At 60.8% G+C, this 19,908-nt stretch carries 16 protein-coding genes; 8 read left to right on the forward strand and 8 right to left on the reverse strand.

Features of this window, described 5'->3' with window-relative positions; translation table 11 throughout:
* Positions 1-47: 47 nt before the first annotated feature.
* Together LC531_RS18855 and msrA are read right to left on the reverse strand one after the other, a co-directional pair.
* Positions 48-1,235 (reverse strand): methionine aminotransferase, encoded by a 1,188-nt coding sequence (locus LC531_RS18855; protein WP_223653042.1) that lies wholly within the window; start codon positions 1,233-1,235, stop codon positions 48-50.
* A gap of 171 nt (positions 1,236-1,406) precedes the next feature.
* Complete coding sequence (gene msrA / locus LC531_RS18860; RefSeq protein ID WP_223653044.1) at positions 1,407-2,114, reverse strand: peptide-methionine (S)-S-oxide reductase MsrA; 708 nt, start codon at positions 2,112-2,114, stop codon at positions 1,407-1,409.
* Positions 2,115-2,365: 251 nt separating this feature from the next.
* Between msrA and LC531_RS18865 the strand changes: the two genes are divergently transcribed.
* Together LC531_RS18865 and LC531_RS18870 are read left to right on the forward strand one after the other, a co-directional pair.
* Entirely contained in the window at positions 2,366-3,103 is a 738-nt protein-coding gene (locus LC531_RS18865) for an SDR family oxidoreductase (RefSeq protein WP_223653047.1), read from the forward strand.
* A 139-nt stretch (positions 3,104-3,242) separates the two neighbouring features.
* A complete protein-coding gene (locus LC531_RS18870; RefSeq protein WP_223653049.1) occupies positions 3,243-3,836 on the forward strand; it encodes a TetR/AcrR family transcriptional regulator in 594 nt (197 codons plus the stop codon).
* Positions 3,837-3,902: 66 nt separating this feature from the next.
* Here LC531_RS18870 and mutS read toward each other — a convergent pair whose 3' ends face one another.
* Positions 3,903-6,587, reverse strand: coding sequence for a DNA mismatch repair protein MutS (gene mutS / locus LC531_RS18875; protein ID WP_223654005.1), 2,685 nt, complete (start codon positions 6,585-6,587; stop codon positions 3,903-3,905).
* Positions 6,588-6,803: 216 nt separating this feature from the next.
* Between mutS and LC531_RS18880 the strand changes: the two genes are divergently transcribed.
* The 3 genes from LC531_RS18880 (at position 6,804) to LC531_RS18890 (ending at position 10,764) form a co-directional block, all read left to right on the forward strand.
* Positions 6,804-7,340, forward strand: coding sequence for an RNA methyltransferase (locus tag LC531_RS18880; protein WP_223653050.1), 537 nt, complete (start codon positions 6,804-6,806; stop codon positions 7,338-7,340).
* A 128-nt stretch (positions 7,341-7,468) separates the two neighbouring features.
* On the forward strand, positions 7,469-10,282 hold the full coding sequence (locus tag LC531_RS18885; protein ID WP_223653053.1) for a M36 family metallopeptidase: 2,814 nt from the start codon (positions 7,469-7,471) through the stop codon (positions 10,280-10,282).
* Positions 10,283-10,353: 71 nt separating this feature from the next.
* The gene (locus tag LC531_RS18890) at positions 10,354-10,764 is read left to right on the forward strand and encodes a hypothetical protein (RefSeq protein ID WP_223653054.1); all 411 of its coding nucleotides are present in this window, start codon (positions 10,354-10,356) and stop codon (positions 10,762-10,764) included.
* Between the two features lie 193 nt (positions 10,765-10,957).
* Here the strand turns inward: LC531_RS18890 and LC531_RS18895 are convergent, their stop codons facing one another.
* Together LC531_RS18895 and LC531_RS18900 are read right to left on the reverse strand one after the other, a co-directional pair.
* The gene (locus LC531_RS18895; RefSeq protein WP_223654007.1) at positions 10,958-11,644 is read right to left on the reverse strand and encodes a TerC family protein; all 687 of its coding nucleotides are present in this window, start codon (positions 11,642-11,644) and stop codon (positions 10,958-10,960) included.
* A gap of 186 nt (positions 11,645-11,830) precedes the next feature.
* The gene (locus LC531_RS18900) at positions 11,831-12,322 is read right to left on the reverse strand and encodes a YajQ family cyclic di-GMP-binding protein (RefSeq protein ID WP_223653056.1); all 492 of its coding nucleotides are present in this window, start codon (positions 12,320-12,322) and stop codon (positions 11,831-11,833) included.
* 175 nt (positions 12,323-12,497) lie between these two features.
* Between LC531_RS18900 and LC531_RS18905 the strand changes: the two genes are divergently transcribed.
* Positions 12,498-12,959: a PaaI family thioesterase gene (locus tag LC531_RS18905; protein WP_223653058.1), complete on the forward strand. Its 462-nt coding sequence runs from the start codon at positions 12,498-12,500 to the stop codon at positions 12,957-12,959.
* Positions 12,960-13,077: 118 nt separating this feature from the next.
* Here the strand turns inward: LC531_RS18905 and LC531_RS18910 are convergent, their stop codons facing one another.
* The 3 genes from LC531_RS18910 to LC531_RS18920 all read right to left on the reverse strand — a co-directional run bounded on the left by LC531_RS18910 (position 13,078) and on the right by LC531_RS18920 (position 15,394).
* Entirely contained in the window at positions 13,078-14,148 is a 1,071-nt protein-coding gene (locus tag LC531_RS18910; protein WP_223653060.1) for an NYN domain-containing protein, read from the reverse strand.
* A gap of 230 nt (positions 14,149-14,378) precedes the next feature.
* Positions 14,379-15,119 (reverse strand): metal-dependent hydrolase, encoded by a 741-nt coding sequence (locus tag LC531_RS18915; RefSeq protein WP_223653062.1) that lies wholly within the window; start codon positions 15,117-15,119, stop codon positions 14,379-14,381.
* A gap of 5 nt (positions 15,120-15,124) precedes the next feature.
* A complete protein-coding gene (locus LC531_RS18920; RefSeq protein ID WP_223653063.1) occupies positions 15,125-15,394 on the reverse strand; it encodes a hypothetical protein in 270 nt (89 codons plus the stop codon).
* A gap of 469 nt (positions 15,395-15,863) precedes the next feature.
* Between LC531_RS18920 and mfd the strand changes: the two genes are divergently transcribed.
* Both mfd and LC531_RS18930 read left to right on the forward strand, forming a co-directional pair.
* Positions 15,864-19,337 carry a transcription-repair coupling factor gene (mfd, locus tag LC531_RS18925; RefSeq protein ID WP_223653065.1) on the forward strand — a complete coding sequence of 1,158 codons (3,474 nt, stop codon included), beginning with the start codon at positions 15,864-15,866 and terminating at the stop codon, positions 19,335-19,337.
* A gap of 28 nt (positions 19,338-19,365) precedes the next feature.
* Positions 19,366-19,845 (forward strand): hypothetical protein, encoded by a 480-nt coding sequence (locus LC531_RS18930; protein WP_223653067.1) that lies wholly within the window; start codon positions 19,366-19,368, stop codon positions 19,843-19,845.
* The last annotated feature ends 63 nt before the right edge of the window (positions 19,846-19,908 follow it).

Below are 19,908 nucleotides of genomic sequence, written 5' to 3' on the forward strand. Positions count from 1 at the left end.
CCGGCAACTCACCCTAAGCTGCACCAGCTTAGAAAAACACAAAGATGTCATGTGGAGGCTTTAGCTGCAACCGGGAGTGGAGCCTGGGCCAGCCGCCCGGTGGCCGCCCGCAGCGTCTCGTCGTTTTTGGCGAAGCAAAAGCGCACCAGCCCTGCATCGTAGCCATCGTGGTAGAAGGCCGATACCGGCACCACCGCTACCCCCCAGGTGCGGGCCAGCTCCTCGGCAAAGGCCCGGTCGCTTTTCTGCGAAAAAGCCGCGTAGCCGGCCAGCTGAAAGTAGCCGCCCGGCACCGGCAGCAGCGCCCAGCCGCTGCCCGCCAGCCCGGCCGTGAAGGCATCGCGCTTGGCCTGGTAAAAGGTGGCCAGCCCGCGGGCGTGGGCATCGGTGGGGTCGGTTTCGAGCGCATCGGCCAGCGCGTGCTGGGTCGGCGTGCTCACCGAAAACGTCACGAACTGGTGCACCCGCCGCAGCTCCGCGCTCAGGGCGGGCGGGGCCAGGCAGTAGCCCACCTTCCAGCCGGTAGCATGGTATGTTTTACCAAACGAGGAGAGCACGAAGCAGCGCGCCCGCAGCGCCGGGTGCTGGCGCGCGCTGCGCGGCCCTACCCTCTCAAATACCAGGTGCTCATACACTTCATCGGACAAAACCAGGATGTCGGTGCCCGCCGTGAGGTCGGCCAGTTCGTCCCAGTCGGCCGCGCTAAACACGGCCCCGCTGGGATTATGCGGCGAGTTGATGAGGAGGAGCCGGGTGCGCTCGCTCAGGGCCGCCCGCACCGCCGCCCAGTCGGGCCGAAAGTGCGGGGCCGGCAGGCGCACGTAGCGCGGCACGCCGCCCTGTAGCCGCACGGCCGGCCCGTAGAGGTCGTAGGCCGGCTCCAGGATTATCACCTCGTCGCCGGGGCGCACCACGGCCGCCAATACCCCGTACAGCGCCTCGGTGGCCCCGGCCGTGATGGTTACTTCCAGGTCCGCGTCGGGCGCGGGCGCGTCGGGCTGCAGGCGGCCCACCTGCGCCGCAATGGCTTGGCGCAGGCGCGGCAAGCCCGGCATGGGCGCGTACTGGTGGCTGCCGGCCGCCAGCGCGTGCCGGGCCAGCGCCTCGCGCAGGGCCAGCGGCGGGTCGTAGTCGGGGAAGCCTTGGGCCAGGTTTAGCGCGCCCGTTTCCTGGGCCAGCAGCGTCATCTGGCTGAAAATACTCACGCCCACGTCGGGCAGCTTGGAAGAAAGCATGGGGGTAGGCAGCGGGTCTTTTTTTTCAGAGGCCGAAAATACACTACCGCGCCGAAGAGGAGAGCTTTTCAAAGGCAAGCCGCGGGGCGCAGGAATGGAAAAGGCCAAAAAAGCCCCGTCGGCGCGGGGCCGGCGGGGCTTCAGTCAAAAGCAGGGGGGTAGGCCCCCGGCTTATAAATTAGGCAGATTCGCCTTCAAGTCCTTCGGAAACAGCGTGCGCACGCGCTCCACTTTGTGGGCCGATACCGCCATAATGTACGGGTTATCGGGGTGCAGGCGGAAATAGCCCTGGTGGTAGGCTTCGGCATCCCAGAACTTGCTAAATGGAGCCACCTGCGTCACGATTTTGCTGTCATATTCCTTCGAAGCATTGACCTTAGCGATAGTCTGCTCCACAATTTTCTTCTCCTCCGGCGTGCGGTAAAAGATGGCCGAGCGGTACTCGGGGCCGGAGTCCGGGCCCTGGCGGTTTAGCTCGGTAGGGTTGTGGCTGGCCGTGAGAAAGATGTCTACCAGGTTCTGGTAGCTTATCACCTTGGGGTCGTAGTAGATATTGACCGTCTCAGTGTGGCCGGTCTGCTGGCCGCACACATCCTCGTACGTCGGGTTGGGCACGGTGCCGCCGGCGTAGCCGCTCACCACTTGCTTCACCCCCTTGATTTGCTCAAACGCCTCTTCCTGCGCCCAGAAGCAGCCGCCCGCGAAAGTCGCCTGCGCCAGCCCGGTTAGGTTTTTGGGCGCGAAGCCCGCCGTCGAGGCCGGCGGGTCGCCGCCATTGCCGCCGTCGAGGGTTTTGGCCTGGGCCGGCTGTTCGGAGCCGCAGGCCGTGAGGGCCAACAGGCCGAGGCCGCAAGCAGCCGTTAAGAACGTAGTCATCATGGTAGTAGGAAAGAATGGAGCAGGTAGGCTTTGGACTGGCAGACGCGCCCCCGGCAGCTTCCTTACAACGCCGGGCGGCGGTGGCGGGTTCAGCCGGCCCTACCCTACCAGCCGGACCGGTAGGATAGGGCCAGGTGGCTGGCAGTCAGCCAAAATTTCTTTTGGCTTTTTTCTGAACAATCGTTCAGGTAAGGGGCTTTCAATCGTCACAAAGCTGAACGATTGTTCAGTTATCCTTAAAAACCTTGTTTATGAATCGTTTGCAGCATAAAGTGGCCGTAGTGACCGGGGCCAACAGTGGCATTGGCTACGCCACGGCCCAGGAATTTATCGCCGAAGGCGCGCAGGTCGTCATCACCGGCCGCAACGAGGCCGCCGTGCAGGAAGCCGTGGCTGCCCTGGGCGACCAGGCCCGCGGCGTGGTGTCGGACGCCGGCCAGATGGCCGACGTGCACCGGCTCGCCGACCAGGTGCGCGCCCTGCACCCGCGCATCGACGTGCTGTTCGTGAATGCCGGGGTGGGGGTTTTTATGCCCATCGGGCAGGTAGACGAAGCCCAGTTTGACCAGCAGTTCAACATCAATGTGAAGGGCCTCTATTTCACCGTGCAGGCGCTATTGCCGCTGCTCAACGACGGCGGCTCGATTATCCTCAATTCTTCGACCGCCGCCAGCAGCGGCATGGCCAACATGTCAGTTTACTCGGCCACCAAAGCGGCCGTGGTGTCGCTGGCCCGCACGCTCTCAGCCGACCTGCTGGAGCGTCGCATCCGAGTCAACGCTATCAGCCCCGGCCCGATTGAGACCCCCGCTTACGGCAAGCTCGGGCTGTCGCCCGAAGACATCCAATCGTATGCCCAGATGGTGCCGCTGAAGCGTCTGGGCCAGCCGGAGGAAATCGCCAAAATTGCCACGTTCTTCGCCTCCGACGACTCGTCATTCGTGCTCGGCGAGGAGTTGATTGCCGGCGGCGGCGTGGGCCGGCTGTAAGGCTAGGGTGAGGTAACGGGGCCGGTGGCAGCCATGTGGCAGCTATGATTCGAAACGACTTGCCTCCGCGGGTTGTTGGAGCATAGCCGCCGCGTGGTGGCCGCCGGCTCCGTTACTTTTTTTTATTTATTACCCGCTCATGGCTCGTCCGAAAGCATTTGACGAAGAAGCCGCGCTGCAAAAGGCCCTCGATACGTTCTGGCTCCGGGGCTACGCCGCCACGTCGATGCAGGAGCTGGTCGAGCGCATGGGCATCAACCGGTTCAGCCTATACGCCACCTTTGGCGACAAACACCAGCTCTACGTGCGGACGTTGCGTCACTACCAGCAGCAGAACAGCCAGCGCCTGCTGGCGCTGGCGATAGCCAACGCCGGCCAGCCCGCCCCGGTGCGTGTCCGGCAGATGCTGGAGCTGATGCTCCTCCCCGACCCGGCCAGCCCCGCGCCCAACTGCTGCTTTCTGGTGAACGCCACCACCGAGCGCCTGCCCCACGATGCCGACATCGCCGCCCTGGTTCGCCAAAATCAGCAGTTTCTGGAAACGCTGCTGACGGAAATACTGGCCCAGGGCCAAGTCCGCGGCGAAACCGGCCGCGCGGCTACGCCCCTGGCCCAGGCCCAGCTGCTCATTAGCGTCCTGAACGGGATGCGGATAATGGCCCAGGCCAACCCCGACTCCCAGGTGCTGCGCAACGTGGTGGAAACCGTCCTGCTGGGGCTGGCGGCGGGGTAGGGTAGCGCAAAAGCCGTTTGTCATTGCGAGCGCAGCGCGGCAATGACAAACGGCTTTTGCGCTACCCTACCCCGCCGCCAGCCCTTTAAGCTCCTGCAATTTCAGCAGCGCCTCAATGGGCGTGAGGGTATTAATATCCAGTCCGGCCAGCAACTCGCGCAGTCGCTCCAACGCCGGGTCGCTCGGCTCAAACATGCTGAGCTGCACCTTGGGCGCGGTACCCACGGCGGCAGTGGCGCGCGGCTTCGGGATTCCTGGTTCCTGGTTCCTGGTTAATTGTTGGTTGGCCGCATCCAGGCCGGCGAGCACGTCGTCAAATTCGGTGGGGGTAGTAGGGTCATCGGCGTCCACCAGGCCGGCGCTGGCGCGCTCCTGCTCCAGGTGGTGCATAATTTCGTTGGCCCGCACCACCACGGTGGGCGGCATGCCGGCCAGGCGCGCCACGTGGATGCCGAACGAGTGCTCGGAGCCACCCGGCCGCAGCTTGCGCAGAAACAGCACCCGGCCGTCGGCCTCCTGCACGGCCACGTGGTAGTTGCGCACGCGGGGGCAGTCGTCGGCCAGCTGGTTCAGCTCGTGGTAGTGGGTAGCAAACAGCGTTTTAGCCCGCGCCTTGGGGTTATTATGCAAATGCTCCACGATGGCCCAGGCGATGCTGATACCATCGTAGGTGCTGGTGCCGCGCCCGATTTCATCCATTAAAACCAGGCTGCGTTCCGAAAGATTGTTCAGAATGGAAGCCGTTTCGGTCATCTCCACCATAAAGGTGCTCTCGCCCTTGCTCAGATTGTCCGAAGCCCCCACGCGGGTAAAAATCTTGTCAATAATGCCAATCGTGGCCGCCTCGGCCGGCACGAACGAGCCGATTTGCGCCAGCAAAACGATTAATGCCGTTTGGCGCAGCAGGGCCGACTTGCCGGCCATGTTCGGGCCGGTTATCACCACTATTTGCTGGTCGTCCTGGCTCAGACACAAGTCATTAGGAATGTAGCTTTCCCCTGGCGGCAGCTGCCGCTCAATCACTGGGTGCCGCCCGCCGGTAATGTCGAGGGTAGGGCCGTCGTTCACTACCGGCCGGGCGTAGCGGTGCTGCCGCGCCGTAGCCGCGAACGAGCCCAGGCAGTCCAACACCCCGATGGCGCGGGCGTTTTGCTGCACCTGGCTCACAAAATCGAGCGCCGCCAGCGTCACCTCCTGGTAAATGCGGCTCTCGATGACGAATAATTGCTCCTCCGCGTTCAGGATTTTCTCCTCATAAGTCTTTAGCTCCTCCGTCACGTAGCGCTCAGCGTTCACCAGCGTTTGCTTCCGAATCCACTGCGGCGGCACCTTGTCCTTGTGCGCGTTGCTGACTTCGAGGTAGTAGCCAAACACCTTATTATAAGCTACTTTCAGGGACGAGATACCCGTCTTGCCCTGCTCGCGCTGCTGCAATTTGAGAAGGTAGTCCTTGCCCGAAAATGCCAGCGCCCGCAGTTCGTCCAGCTCCGCATCTACCCCGTCCTGAATAACGTGGCCCTGGTTGGTGAGCAGCGGCGCGTCGGGCCGGATTTTAGCCTGAATCTCGGTGCGTAGCGTGGTGCAAGGGTTGAGCTGCTCGGCCAGCTTTTCGAGGGCGCGCACGCCCGAAGCGGCCAGCTTCTCGCGCAGCGGCGCGATGCTTTCCAGCGCCCGCGCCAGCTGCAACAGCTCGCGGGGATTCACGCGGCGCACCGCTACCTTCGAGATAAGGCGCTCTAAATCAGTGATGGCGCGCAGGTGGGTTTGCGCTTCTTCCAGCAGCTCGGGGTCGGCCACGAGGGCAGCCACGGTGTCGAGCCGACGCTGAATCTGGCTCACTTCCTTCAGGGGCAGCACTACCCACTTGCGCAGCAGGCGCGCGCCCATCGGCGTCAGGGTCTGGTCGAGGATGTCAATCAAGGGCACGCCGCCGGGGTGCTGCGCCTGCACCAGCTCCAGGTTGCGCACCGTGAAGCGGTCGAGCCACACGTATTTGTCTTCCTCTAGCCGACCCAGGCTGGCAATATGTTGCAGGTCAGCGTGTTTAGTCTCGGCCAGGTAGTGCAGCACGCAGCCGGCCGCGATGACGCCTTCCTTGAGATTATCGACTCCGAAACCCTTGAGCGAGGTGGTGCGGAAGTGCCGCGTGAGCGTGTCGTGGGCATAATCGGTGCCGAACACCCACTCATCGAGCGCGAAGGTGCAGAAATCGGGGCCAAAATGAGTTTCAAACTCGGCCCGGCTGCGTTTGCAAAACAGCACCTCGGCGGGCCGGAAGTTTTGCAGCAGCTTGCCGAGGTAATCGATGGTGCCCTGCGCGGCCAAAAACTCGCCGGTGCTGATGTCCAGAAACGAGATGCCGGCCTCCGTTTTGCCGAAGTGCACGGCGGCCAGGTAGTTGTTCTGGCGGCGCTCCAGGGTGTTGTCGTGCAGGCTCACGCCGGGCGTTACCAGCTCGGTTATCCCTCTCTTCACCAAGCCCTTGGCCTGCTTGGGGTCTTCGAGCTGGTCGCAGATGGCCACGCGCTGGCCGGCGCGCACCAGCTTGGGCAAATACGTGTCGAGGGAGTGGTGCGGGAAGCCGGCCAGCGCCACTTCCGAGATGCTACCCGCCCCGCGCTTGGTGAGCGTAATATCGAGGATGCGCGCCGCCGTCACGGCATCTTCGCCGAAGGTTTCGTAGAAGTCGCCCACCCGAAACAGCAGCACCGCCCCCGGATACTGCTGCTTGAGCTGGTAGTACTGCTTCATCAGCGGCGTATCGTAGGCCGGAATGGGGGCGATGTGCTCGGGCCCCAGGGCTTTGATGGCGAACTGCTTTTTTGGTTCGGGAGTCAAGAGTGTAGGGTAAGCTTTAGCTTGCCGGATAATTAAATAAAGTCAATTCCAAACGCCCCGGCCGGCGCGTTGCGTTCCGGGCAGCCCTACCCCCCCGGCGGGCGGCAAGCTAAAGCTACCCCTACTTCCATGCGCAAACTCACGATGCCGGAGCTGAACCGCCTGCCGGTGGCCGATTTCAAAGCTACTCCTAAAAGCCCGGTGGTGCTGGTGCTCGACAACGTGCGCAGCCTGCACAACGTGGGGGCTGTCTTCCGCACCGCCGACGCGTTTGCGCTCGAAAAAATCTACCTCTGCGGCGTTACGGGCCGCCCGCCGCACCGCGAAATTACCAAAACTGCCCTCGGCAGCACCGAGTCGGTGGCCTGGGAATACGTCCCTACCACTCTCGAAGCCGCCCAGGCCTTGAAGGCGCAGGGCTACCAGCTGGTGGCCGTGGAGCAAACTACGGCCTCGGTGCCGCTGCCGCAGTTTCGGCCCGCGCCGGGCCGGCCGCTGGCGCTGGTGCTTGGCAATGAGGTGTTCGGGGTGGACGATGAGGTGTTGGCCCTGTGCGAGGTAGCGGTGGAGATTCCGCAGCTCGGCACCAAGCACTCGCTCAACGTGGGCGTGGCGGCGGGGGTCGTGCTGTGGGATGTGCTGAGCAAGCTTGGAATTTTCAGCTAAAAATCAGAAAGAAACGCGGTTCGATTGGCCGGTTAGCTTATTTGAGTGCCGGGCGTTGGAAGGGGTAGAATGGGGGGTTATCTTTGGAATCTTAGGGCCCAAAATTTCTACTTTTCCACGGTTAGTTCATGAAGCAACTAGTTACCTTTGCGGGCTGCCGCACCCTGGCGCTGGCCGCCGCACTGGCGCTGCCCGGCGTGGCGCGGGCCCAGACGGCGCTACCGGCCAGCGCGCTGGCCGCCTTCGCCACCAGGGCGAAAGCGCAAGGCCTGAGCGCCACCGATGTGGCCGACCCGCTCATCACGGATTCGTACCAGGATGCCAGTACGGGCCTCACCCACACGTACTTGCAGCAGCGCGTCAACGGCCTGCTCATCTTCAACGCCACCGGGGCCATACACACCGACGCCACGGGCAAGGTGGTGCTGACTACTCAGAATTTCGTGGCGGGCGCGGCGGCCAAAGCAGCCAGCCCGAGTCCCGCCCTCACGCCCGAGCAGGCCGTGACGGCCGCCGCCGTAGGTCTGGGCCTACCCCGCCCCGTGGCCCTGCAAACCGTAACCGAGGCGCGCGTGGCCGATGGGATGGTGTTCAACAACGGCGGCATCTCGCGCGAGGACATTCCGGTGCGCCTGCTATATACTCGCGTGGGGGATAAGCTGGTGCTGGTCTGGAACGTGACCATCGCCCAGCTCGACCAGCAGCACCACTGGAGCGCCCGCGTGGATGCCCAAACCGGCCGCCTGGTGGAACAAAACGACTACGTAGTGAGCGAGGCTACAACGTTCAATCAGTTGGGGCAGCGCCGGTTAGCTGGCCCAATGGTGGCGGCCCCTACCCCCCTTGCGCCGGCCAATGCCCCGCGCCAGGTGCTGAGCCCCGCCGCCGCCGGCAGCCTCACCGTGTACCCCGTGCCGCTGGAGTCGCCCAACACCGGCAGCCGGCAGGTCGTGCCGCTGAGCAGTGCCAACCCCACCTACTCGCCCTACGGCTGGCAGGCGAGCCTGGCCCCAAGCGGTACTTTTCCCGATACCTACTCGCTGGCCTCGAGCGGCAAGTTTTTGACGCGCGGCAACAACGTGGCCGCCTACGACGACAACAGTAATACTGTCAGCGGCCCCGGCAACGCGAACTATAACTCCTCGACCAGCTCGCCCGATGGCGGCTCGACGCTGAACTTCGACTTCCCCTTCGTGCAGACCACCGGCCCGCGTGCCAACCTCAACGCCGCCACTACTAACCTGTTTTATTGGAACAACATGGTGCACGACATCATGATGGCGCACGGCTTTAGTGAGGCGGCGGGCAACTTTCAGTATAAAAACGCCACCGGCGCGGGCGCGGGCGGCGACCCCGTGCGGGCCGAGGCGCAGGATGGCAGCGGGCGCAACAATGCCAACTTCGGCACGCCGCCCGATGGCAGCAGCGGCACCATGCAGATGTATTTGTGGGACAATTCGGTTAATACGCTTACCATTACGGCTCCGAGTGCCATCGCGGGCTCCTACCGATTTGGTACGGCGTCCTTTGGGCCGGCCATCTCGAAGCTGGCCAATTCCAATGGCCTGTGTGGCAACATCGTACCCGTCAACGACGGGGTGTCGCCCGATGGGGGCATCCACTCCTGCGCGCCACCCATAAACGCGGCGGCGCTGGCCGGCAACATCGCCCTGATTCAGCGCCGGGGCTGCGTAGCTCCCGCCTCCAACAACTTCACTGATAAAGTGAAATTTGCGCAGCAGGCCGGGGCCATCGGGGCCATCATCTTCGACTCCGACCTGACCACGACCACGCCCCTTTCGCCGGGCGGCACCGATTCTACCGTGACTATTCCGGTTATCGGGCTGAGCGGGGTAGTGGGGGCTCGGTTTCAGGCGGCCCTCACGGGCGGGGTAGTGGGGGTAGGCTGCGCCAAAACGGTAGTAGGAGCCGACTGGGACGGCGCGTTCGACAACGGGGTAGTAAGCCACGAGTATGGCCACGGCATCAGCAACCGCCTCACCGGCGGCCCCACTAACGCCAGCTGCGTCATTCAGACCGTGACGACCGGCACTGGGGCCGCCGCCGTTACCGTTACCACCCAGTCAATGGGCGAGGGCTGGAGCGACTTTTTTGGCCTCTGGATGACTACCCAGCCTGGCGATATTGGCAGCACCCCGCGCTATATCGCTAGCTATTTGGTCAATGGCACCTCGGCGGCGGGCCCCGGCATCCGTACCTACCCGTACTCTACTAATTTGGCTGTCAACCCCTTAACCTACGGCCAGGTAGGCACCGCAAACTACAGCGAAACCCACGCGCTGGGCGAAGTCTGGACCTCGGTGCTCTGGGATTTGAACTGGCAGTTCATCTACAAAAATGGCTACGCCGCCGACATGTTTGCCGCCACTACGGGGGGTAATAACAAGATGCTCAAGCTGGTGCTCGATGCCTGCAAGATTCAGGTCTGCAACCCCGGCTTTCTGGATGGCCGCGATGCCTTGCTGCGGGCCGACACGCTCACCAACCGCGCCGCCAACGCCGACCTCATCTGGAACGTGTTTGCCCGCCGCGGCATGGGCTACGCCGCCGTGCAGGGCGACCGCGTGAGCGGCACGCCCCGCCTCACCGGCATTAAGGAGGATTTTTCCCTACCCCCCACGACCAAGGTAGTGGCCCTTTCCAGCCAGCAGGGGGCCACTGTCAGCAGCGCCCTCGAAGCCTACCCCAACCCCGCCCAGGACCGGCTCACGGTGCGCACGCAACTAGCCAGCGCCGCCCCCATGCAGCTAGTGATGCTCGACCTGCTGGGCCAGCCCGTGCTGCAAGCCACCGCCCCCGCCACCCAAATGCAACAGGCTGGTGTTGAGCTGAATACTAGTCGATTAGCCCCCGGCCTCTACATAGTGCGCGTGACCACAACCGAAGGTAGCTTCACAGTCAAGGTCACCATTCAGCACTAAATAAGGCTAAATTTTGTATGTCTGAAAAGTCTGGCTTCGGCCGGGCTTTTTTGGCTTACGTATTCGTTTTGATGATGTCCCCCCGCTCTGCTCCTCTTCTCCGCCCCACTACAACGCTGCTGGCACTGCGTCCCGTTATTGCTGGCCAGCCCGCCGCCATTCCTACCCCCACCACGGTGGCCGACTTCCAGCACTTGGTGTTGCGCCCGCTGCTCAAGCTCCAGCACGCGCTGCTACTAGCCGTCGTCGCCGATTTTGCGGCCGACTATCGCCTGCCGCTGGCCACCGCCGACGCTACCCAAACCGGACGGGTACTCGCCGAGCTCCTGACCCGCAACACGCGCCTGCGGGCTACTGTGGTGGGCTTGGTAATGGGCCACTTCACCACCGAGGAGCTAGCTTTCTACCGCCAGCACCGCGCCGAGCTAAACCGCCGCCTGCTCGACTTGGCCCACCAACGGGTCATGAGCAACGGGTGGTAGAGAAATAGGCAATAGGTAATGGAACTGACTTTTTGAATCAGCCTACGAGAAGCCGTTTGCTTCTGCGCCCTCTGCGTCTCTGCGGGCTAAAAGCGCCTGGTTCTGTATACTAATTTAACCTGTGCGTTCAGGTGATGGGTACTATTGTTCTGTTACAGAACGATAGTACCCATCACCTACTACCCATTACCAATTACTCAACGCTGGCCTTGCTTTTTTTGCGTAGGCGCATGTTAAGCACCTCCACCGCCAGGGCGAAGGCCATTGCGAAGTAGAGGTAGCCCTTTTCGACCTCCTTGTGGGTAGCTTCCATCACCAGCATGAAGCCAATCATGACGAGAAATGCCAGCGCCAGTATCTTGATGGAAGGGTTACGGTTCACAAAATCGGCGATAAAGCCGCTAAAAATCACCATGAGCCCCATTGCTACGATAACGGCTGCAATCATCACCAGCACGTTATTCACCAGTCCTACCGCCGTTAGGATGGAATCGAAGCTGAACACGATATCAATGATGATAATCTGGAGAATAATGGCCGACAGCCGGGCGGGCTGTTGGCTCGCGTGGGCATCTTCTTCCTCTCCTTGCAGCTTATTGTAAATCTCGACGACGCTCTTATAAATTAAAAATAAGCCCCCGGACAGTAGAATCAGGTCGCGCCCGCTCACGCCAAAGTCGCTGACGACGCCCGGAATATGGAGCGTAAACAGCGCCGCTCGCAGGCCCACAATCCAGGAGATACTCAGCAGCAGCCCCACCCGAAAGAGCAGCGCCAGCAGCAAGCCGATGGTGCGCCCTCGTGCCTGCTCATTCGGAGCTAGCCGGTTGACAGTGATGGAGATAAAGATAATATTATCAATGCCCAGCACAATCTCCATAATAGTGAGCGTAAGTAGGCTAACCCAGGTCTGAAGCTGCGCGAAGGCTGCGAAATGCTCGGAAGAAAAGGCCGCGAAAGGTGACAAATTATGGTTGATTAAGAATGTAGAATGAGGAAGTAAGAATTAAAAAGGAGAGGTTACAGGAGTAGTCTCCTCTGCCTTGTTCCGAACTCTTCATTCAAGCTAGCTTTTCATGTTCACGAATTGCAGCGGCTGGCCATTATCGGTGTGGCGCAACAGGGCTATAACGGCCTGCAAGTCATCTATCTTCTTGGCCGATATCCGAATCTGGTCGTCCTGCATCTGGGCCTCTACCTTAATTTTGCTGTCCTTAATGGCTTTGATAATTTTGCGACCCGCGTCTTTATCTACCCCGGCGCGCACCTTCACCGTTTTTTTGATGAGCGCGCCGCTGGGCTGCTCCTCGGCCGTGAAGTCGAGAGCCGTGCCATCGATGCCCTGCTTCACAATGCGGGTGAGCAGGATATCTTCGAGGGCCTTGATGCGCATCGAATTCTCGGAACTGAGCAGGATAGTATTCCCTTTTTTATCCAGTTCCATGCCGCCCTTGGTATCGCGCAGGTCGTAGCGCGTCGCCAACTCCTTTTTGGCGGTGTTGATGGCGTTTTCCAGCGTTTGGGGGTCTACTTTGCTCACGATGTCGAAGGAAGGCATAAGCTGTTTCGGGGGGTTAGTTTTAAGTCTGATAGCTGGGGGCAGGATTACCTTACGGTAGCAGGCTGCCAATTGATGTGGCACGCGTGAAGCACTGCAAAGGTAGGCGCGCATCCGCCGCATCTTTGTGGCCCCGGCCGCCCCAAAGGGCTAACCCCTCAATCGCTCCCGAAGCATGACTCTCCCCGACTGGCCCGTTCTGGTGGCCCACTACAACCACATTAACCACTACGGCCAGGCCAATGGCATGGTATTGACCGTGCCTACCCCCGGCCACGCCGAGTACCGCATGACTATTCAGGAAGCGCATCTCTCCTCGCCGGGCACGGCTCATGGGGGCGTGCTCGCCGGCCTCATGGACGCAGTACTGGGCGCGGCGGCCCTCACACAGGCCTTCCCGGCGGGCGAACTAGTTTCGACTATCGAGTTTAAAATCAATTACCTGCGGCCAGTGCTGCTCGGCGATGAGCTGCACGCCGTGGCACGGGTCGAGCACGAGGGTAAGTCCACGGTAGTGGTGAGCGGCACCATCTACCGGGCCCACGCCGAGGCCACCCAAGCTGTAGCGCAGGGCCTGGGTACTTTCAATCGCTACCCGGCCACTAAAAGGGAATTGGGAATTAGGAATGAAGAATGAGAAAGTGAGATGTAGCAAAAAACCCGTTCGTTCTCTCTGCACTAGGCAGCAAGAACGAACGGGTATCTTTTCTCAGAATGAGGAATTGTACTTCTCTACTTATTCATGCTCAATTCCTTTAAAGTACTGCGCCGATGGGCTGGCTCACCGTGCTGGGCTCATAGTCGCCGTCTTCATCGCCGGTTAGGTTGGGGGCGGCTACTTTGCGCACATTGCGGGCGCAGTCTTCGTCGCGGTGGTTGCGGCCCACCGTAAACTCCACCCAATCGCCCTCGCGCAGGTCGTTGAAGTCGCCTTCCGATAAGTCGGCATAGCTGAAAAACAGGTTGTTAGGAGGCATTATTACGAAACCGAAGCCATTCTTCAGATTTTTAATAGTGCTCATGCCAATCGTGCCCACCGGGCCGGCTGCCGTAGGGCCGGTCGGACGCACTGCGCTGCGGGGCAGGCTGGCCGCGGCAGCGGCGGAGGCCGCCGGGGCCGCGTGGCCGTTGGCGGCGGGGGTAGGCAGGGTGGCAAAGGCGGCCGGCTCGCTCTGCGTCACGAACATATTCTCCACCACCTCATCTTGCTCCTGCAAGCCGCGGTCAATAACAGAATGCATGGCCACCGGGTAGGTTGCCTGTTCCAGCAGGTGCTGCGAAGCGCGCGTCACGCGGGTTTCGCCCTTAAAATCTTCGTACTTGAAGTCCCAATTGAGCAGCATCACGCGGGTGCCCACCGTGTTGAGCTTGCGGATGAGGGGCACGTAGTCAGAATCGCCGGCGATGAGCACTACCACGTCGAGCGTTTTATGGAGCGCCATTTCCAGGGCTTCGAGGCTGAGCCACACGTCGATGCCTTTTTCCTGCAAGCGGCCGTCGCGGGTTTTGAGGGGCATGTAGTGCGTGCACACGCCCAGGTTCATCAGGATATCGTCGAGCAGGCGGTCATGAAAAAGCCGGTCTTTGTCGCGGGCCTCAGTGGCCGATAGCCGGCCCCGGAAGAAGTGGGAGGTCGTAATCTGCGCCAGGCGCACGTCAACATCTTCCTCCTCCGCTACCTGGTGCCGGACAAATTCGTGTAGACCTTCGAGGCTGATACGGGCTTTGCGCTCGTGCTGAAAATAGTAATAATCACTGATTTTTAAAAAATAATTGCCGTCGTAGAAAACGCCGACCCGGATGAGCGGACTATTCATCTGGTTCATAAAAACTGGAATGTTAGTGGGGTAAAAATTGAAAGTTGGTATCGGTCAAAATAACGCCTATTAAATAGGAATTTAACAAGCTAACCCGTTAAAGGTCAGCGTAGGGACGGGGTGCAAGACAGCCAGCCAAACGTGCTGCTATAATTCGCGTTGGCATATTTTACTGCGTTGCGGCTACTCACGCCGACGCGAAGCTAAGGCCGGGCGGTTACATCCACAACTAATTCATCTTAAAACCCAACCTTGCCTATCACTAAACCAAGCACCAGCAACCCGTAGCCCAGGCAGATAGTGGCCTCCAGCACGTTGCCCGACTTAGTGCCCGTGCTAAGTATTGGCACCTTGAAGCTAAAATCGGTGAGGGGTAGCAGCCAGCGCACCCCCGATTTGGTAAGTGTATCAGCCAGCAGGTGTGAGGCGTAGCCCGCCCCGGCGTAGTGCGCAATGCCGCGCCAGCCCAGGCTGTGGTTAGCCAAGTAGCCGATGTAGGTCCAGAAGATAGTGGCCCAGATGGTGTGCGTCCAGGAGCGGTGCGAGGTGAACGGCGCCAGCGCGATAAACGCGCCCAATAAGCTGAGCCATAAGTAGTGCGCATATAAGCCGGCCAGCACCGTACCCAGTCCTGTGAAGAGCAGCGCCAGCCGCCGGGCCGAGCCACCGTGCAAGGCTACGCCCAGCAGCCCGAAGGCCAGGGCCGCCACGTAGCTCAGGCGCTGGTCGGGGCCGGGGTGTAGCAGCAGGTAGGCGTAGGCCGCCAGCCCCAGCGCGGCCCCGCCGAAGGCCCAGCGCACGTAGCCCTGCGCGAAGCCCAGCCGCTGGCTAAGCCGGCTTTCGGGGTGGTCGAGGTCGGGGGCGAGGGCCGAGAAGCCCGCCAGCGCAATGCCGGCCAGCGAAAACGGCACGCCGGGCACCAGGCCCGCTACCGCCACGCCCGTAATGAGGCCGATGGCCAGGTGAGCAGAACCGCGCAACGTACTTAGGACGTGGGGTTTTCGAGCGTATTTAGGTGCTTCTCGTAGCTCAGCACCCGGTCAATAAGCGGAGCCATGCTCTTTGAAAAGGCATCAATCATACAGTCGGTATTCTGGCGGTTTTCCTCGCGCATTAGTTTGAGTTCTGTTTCGACGCCTTCTATGCGGTGTTCCAGCCGGTTGAGGCGGCCGTTAATAGCTTTCATCTCCGAGCGCACTTCGTGCATTTCAATAAGCAGCTCGGCTACTACTTCGGGCAGGTCGCGGGGGTTCATAATGTATAATAATGGTTAATCCAGCTGGCTAAGGTACCGTGCCGGGGGCGGGCAGTGGCACGGGAGTTGGCGGGGGGTAGAGAATGGGCGGGTCAAACAGCTGGGCGTAGCGTGACAGCCTATTTTCAATTACCGTCATCATCCCAAAGCTAAAGCGGAGTTCCTCTGGAAATACTTGCTCGATTTCTGCTATGGCGGCACTGCGGTCGGGTCATCGGGGGCAGAGATTAAATGTCCCAAGCTACAACTGGAAACTTTCGGCCCCTGGCGGCGGTATTGGCTGGGTACGTAGCCCGACCGGAATCATTCCCGGCCGGGCTGGCCGCTTTTATTTAATGCGCTAATGTGGAAAAAGTAGAAATGTAAAAACGTGTTGATGTAAGGCAAACCTTTAGCCAATGAATCAGCACCTTTTCACAGCAGCCTGTTTTCCGCATTTCCGCATTCTCCACTTAGTAGATTCACTAGCTTGCAAGTAGCTGATTTTCTCCGCCTCTACCGCCTCGATGCCGAGCTGCAAACCCTGAGTGCCCGCCTGCTGGGCGCGGCCCAGCCCGCTGACCCCGGCCGCCCGGCCGACGACGCGGCCCGCGGCGGCGAGGTGCGCGTGCACCTGCGCGGCCTCGTGGGCTCGCAGGATGCGGTGGTGGCGGCCGCCGCCGCGCACTTCGCGCATCCCAACGTGTTCATTTTGCACGATAAGGACGAGGCCGCCCTGTTTATGGCTGACCTGCGGCACCTGCTGCCTGACGGGCCAGAGGCTCTACTATTCCCGTCATCGTACAAGCGGCCGTATGACTTTGATGAGACCGAAAACGCCAACGTGCTGATGCGCGCCGAGGTACTGAACCAGCTCAATGCCAGCCGGCAGGCCAGCGTAGCGACGCTGGGTAAGGCTCCGCTCATCGTTACCTATCCAGAGGCGCTTAGCGAAAAAGTGATAAACCGGCAGAGCCTGGTAAAGAATACATTTTCGGCAATGGTGGGTGATAAGCTGGACGTGAGTTTTCTGGGAGAGTTGCTGGCGCAATATGACTTTGAGAAGTCGGATTTCGTGTACGAGGCTGGGCAGTACGCGGTGCGCGGCGGCATCGTGGACGTGTTCAGCTACGCCAATGAGCTGCCCTACCGGCTGGAATTATTCGGGGATGAAATTGAGAGCATTCGGACGTTTAATCCCGAAACGCAGCTCTCGGTGGAGCCGCGCCCCTCGGTGAGTATTATCCCGAACGTGCAAACCAAGCTGCTACAAGAGCGACGCGAGTCATTTCTGGAATTCCTGCCGCGCACCAGCTGCCTGTGGGTCAAGGATATGCGCCAGACGCTGGATGTGGTGACGGAGCTGTTCGACAAGGCCGAGAACAATTTCAAGCGCCTACTGGAGGAGGCTAGCGGGATGCAAATCGTGTCCAAGCCAGTTGACCTGTTTGAGGGGGGTAGGGGCCTGAAAAAATGCCTGGACGAGTTCGCGGTGGTGGAATTCGGCAAGCGATTTTACTTTAAAAACGCGCAGGAATTCCAGTTTACGGCCAAGCCGCAGCCGAGCTTCAACAAAGATTTTGACCGGCTACTGAAGAATATCCGGGAGAACAAGGTGCGCGAATTCACCACGATAATCGCGGCCGACTCCGTGCGGCAGGCCGACCGGCTGCGCACGATTTTTGACGAGCTGGACCCTAACGTGCAGTTTCAGCACCTGCTCATTGCCCTGCGCGAAGGCTACATTGATGAACAGTTGGGCCTGGCAGTTTATACTGACCATCAGCTCTTTGAGCGCTACTACCGGGCGCAGGAAACCAAGAAGTTTTCCAAGAAAAAGGCCCTGACGCTGCGCGAGCTGAAGACCTTGCAGCCTGGCGACTACGTGACGCACCAGGACTACGGCATCGCGCGCTTCGCGGGGCTCACGCAGGTGGAGATAAACGGGCACGTGCAGGAAGCGATTCGGCTGATTTACCGGGATGACGATGTGCTGACGGTTAGCATTCACTCCCTGCACAAGATTGCCAAGTACAGTGGCGCGGAGGGCTCGCCGCCCACCATGAGTAAGCTCGGCTCGGCGGAGTGGGAGAACAAGAAAAAGTCGGTTAAGAAGAAGGTCAAGGACATTGCGGCCGACCTTATCCGCCTGTATGCCAAGCGGAAGAGCGCGCCGGGCTTCGCCTTCTCGCGGGATGGTTTTATGCAGGCCGAGCTGGAATCGAGCTTCATTTGGGAGGATACGCCCGACCAGGCCAAGGCTACCGAAGACGTGAAGCAGGATATGCAGCAGCCCCACCCGATGGACCGGTTGGTGTGCGGCGACGTGGGCTTCGGCAAGACCGAAGTGGCCATTCGGGCGGCCTTCAAGGCGGCGGCCGATGGTAAGCAAGTGGCTGTCTTAGTGCCGACTACGATTTTGGCGATGCAGCACTACAAGACCTTTCGCGACCGGCTGGCCAACCTGCCGGTGACGGTGGAGTACATCAACCGCTTCAAAACGACCAAGCAGATAAAGGAGACGATGGAGCGCGTGGCGGCGGGCAAGACGGATATTCTCATTGGTACTCACGCCTTGACCAATAAAAAGCTGCAATTCAAGGATTTGGGTTTGCTCATTATTGACGAGGAGCAGAAATTTGGGGTGAAAACCAAGGACAAGCTCAAGGAAATCAAGGTGAACGTGGACACGCTCACGCTCTCGGCCACGCCGATACCGCGGACGTTGCACTTTTCGCTGATGGGCGCGCGCGATTTGAGCGTCATTGCTACCCCCCCGCCCAACCGCCAGCCGGTGCAAACCGAGCTGCACGTGTTTGAGGAAACCCTCATCCGCGACGCCATTGCGCGGGAGCTGAAGCGGGGTGGGCAGGCGTTTTTCGTGCATAACCGCGTCAGCGACATCGTGGAGATGGCGGCTACCATCGTGCGGCTGGTGCCCGATGCCCGCGTGACCGTGGCGCACGGCCAGATGGAGGGCGGGGAGCTGGAAAAGCGCATGATGAAGTTCGTGGAGGGCGAGTACGACGTACTGGTTTCGACCAACATTATCGAGAGCGGGCTGGATATTTCCAACGCTAACACCATCATTATCAACCGGGCGCACCTTACGGGCCTCTCCGACCTGCACCAGATGCGGGGCCGGGTAGGGCGCTCGAACCGCAAGGCGTACTGCTACCTGCTGACACCGCCCGTGGCTAACCTGCCTTCTGATGCCCGCAAGCGCTTGAATACCTTGGAGGAATTTTCGGACCTGGGCGCGGGCTTCAACGTGGCCATGCGCGATTTAGACATTCGGGGGGCGGGTAATTTGCTGGGCGGTGAGCAGTCGGGCTTCATCAACGACTTGGGCTACGAAGCCTACCACCAGGTGCTGGACGAGGCGGTGCAGGAATTGAAGGAAACCGAGTTTCGGGACCTGTTTCTGGGCGAAGGCGCGGACGGCACCAGCCAGCAGCGCTTGCAGATGGCGGCCGGCGCGCTCAGTGCCCCGCGCGAAACGCAGATTGAAACCGACCTGCCGGTCTTAATTCCGGATACTTACGTCAATAACGTGTCGGAACGCTTGCAGCTTTACGCCAAGCTCGACCGGGCGCAGAAACCTGAGGAGCTAAGTAAGCTGGTGGCCAGCATGGTTGACCGCTTCGGCCCGCTACCCGAGCAGGTGCAGCAGCTCGTGGACATTGTGAAGCTGCGCTGGCAGGCCAGCCGCCTGGGCCTGGATAAGCTGACGCTCAAGAAGGAAACCTTGCGCGCCTACCTGCCCGCCGGGGCCGGGCACGAGGCATACTTCCAGGGTGAGGATTTTGGGCGCATCCTCAACTTCGTGCAGACTCATCCGCGCACGGCCCGCATGAAGGACCAGAAGGACAAGCTGCAAGTGACCTTCGACGGTATTCGGGGGGTAGGGATGGCGCAACGGCTGCTGGCCGAGCTGGGAGCCGCCGAAATGGCGCTGGCGTAGTTTCGATTTATCTTGCCGAAAAAAAGCTATGGATATTGACAAGCGTTTCGACCAACTCGAAAGCCTGCTTGTGGACCTGGCCCGCAAGCAGGACCAGCAGGCCGGGCAGATTGCCCAAATTATTAAGGAGCTTAACCGTCAGGGCGAGGCCATTGACGGGCTGCGTGAAGCCTTTGCCCGCCAGGAAGTGCGGCTGGATAATCTCGGCGAGCAGATTGACAGCATTATTAACATTCTGAAGCTATCGGAGGCCCGCCACGCGGAAGCGGAGCGGCGGCAGGATGCGATGATGGCCGAGATTCAGCAGCAAAGCAAGCGCCAGGACGTGGCCGTGGATGCGCTGAAAATCCTGCTCAAACGCCAGCAAACTACCGATACCCGCCTCGACGACCTGGTGCAGACCGAGCTGCAAATGCTCCAGCTCATGCGCCGCGACTCCGAAAAGCTGGAAGGCCACGAGCCGCGCATCAAGCGCCTGGAAGACGAGTTTTTGCGACCGGCGAGCTAACGGCCCTACCCCCATGTAAAAGCCCGGCTCGCCGCATTGCGGCGCGCTGGGCTTTTGTTTATA

The organism is Hymenobacter psoromatis (assembly GCF_020012125.1).
GTDB classification, from domain to species: domain Bacteria; phylum Bacteroidota; class Bacteroidia; order Cytophagales; family Hymenobacteraceae; genus Hymenobacter; species Hymenobacter psoromatis.

Excerpts from the sequence above, each read along its gene's own strand:
- LC531_RS18855 (WP_223653042.1), bottom strand. The coding sequence starts at position 1,235 with ATGCTTTCTTCCAAGCTGCCCGACGTGGGCGTGAGTATTTTCAGCCAG.
- LC531_RS18880 (WP_223653050.1), top strand. The coding sequence starts at position 6,804 with ATGCGCAAACTCACGATGCCGGAGCTGAACCGCCTGCCGGTGGCCGAT.
- LC531_RS18905 (WP_223653058.1), top strand. The coding sequence starts at position 12,498 with ATGACTCTCCCCGACTGGCCCGTTCTGGTGGCCCACTACAACCACATT.
- LC531_RS18890 (WP_223653054.1), top strand. The coding sequence starts at position 10,354 with ATGATGTCCCCCCGCTCTGCTCCTCTTCTCCGCCCCACTACAACGCTG.
- LC531_RS18865 (WP_223653047.1), top strand. The coding sequence starts at position 2,366 with ATGAATCGTTTGCAGCATAAAGTGGCCGTAGTGACCGGGGCCAACAGT.
- LC531_RS18900 (WP_223653056.1), bottom strand. The coding sequence starts at position 12,322 with ATGCCTTCCTTCGACATCGTGAGCAAAGTAGACCCCCAAACGCTGGAA.
- LC531_RS18930 (WP_223653067.1), top strand. The coding sequence starts at position 19,366 with ATGGATATTGACAAGCGTTTCGACCAACTCGAAAGCCTGCTTGTGGAC.
- LC531_RS18895 (WP_223654007.1), bottom strand. The coding sequence starts at position 11,644 with ATGGAGATTGTGCTGGGCATTGATAATATTATCTTTATCTCCATCACT.
- LC531_RS18920 (WP_223653063.1), bottom strand. The coding sequence starts at position 15,394 with ATGAACCCCCGCGACCTGCCCGAAGTAGTAGCCGAGCTGCTTATTGAA.
- LC531_RS18910 (WP_223653060.1), bottom strand. The coding sequence starts at position 14,148 with ATGAACCAGATGAATAGTCCGCTCATCCGGGTCGGCGTTTTCTACGAC.
- msrA (WP_223653044.1), bottom strand. The coding sequence starts at position 2,114 with ATGATGACTACGTTCTTAACGGCTGCTTGCGGCCTCGGCCTGTTGGCC.
- LC531_RS18870 (WP_223653049.1), top strand. The coding sequence starts at position 3,243 with ATGGCTCGTCCGAAAGCATTTGACGAAGAAGCCGCGCTGCAAAAGGCC.
- LC531_RS18885 (WP_223653053.1), top strand. The coding sequence starts at position 7,469 with ATGAAGCAACTAGTTACCTTTGCGGGCTGCCGCACCCTGGCGCTGGCC.
- mutS (WP_223654005.1), bottom strand. The coding sequence starts at position 6,587 with ATGAAGCAGTACTACCAGCTCAAGCAGCAGTATCCGGGGGCGGTGCTG.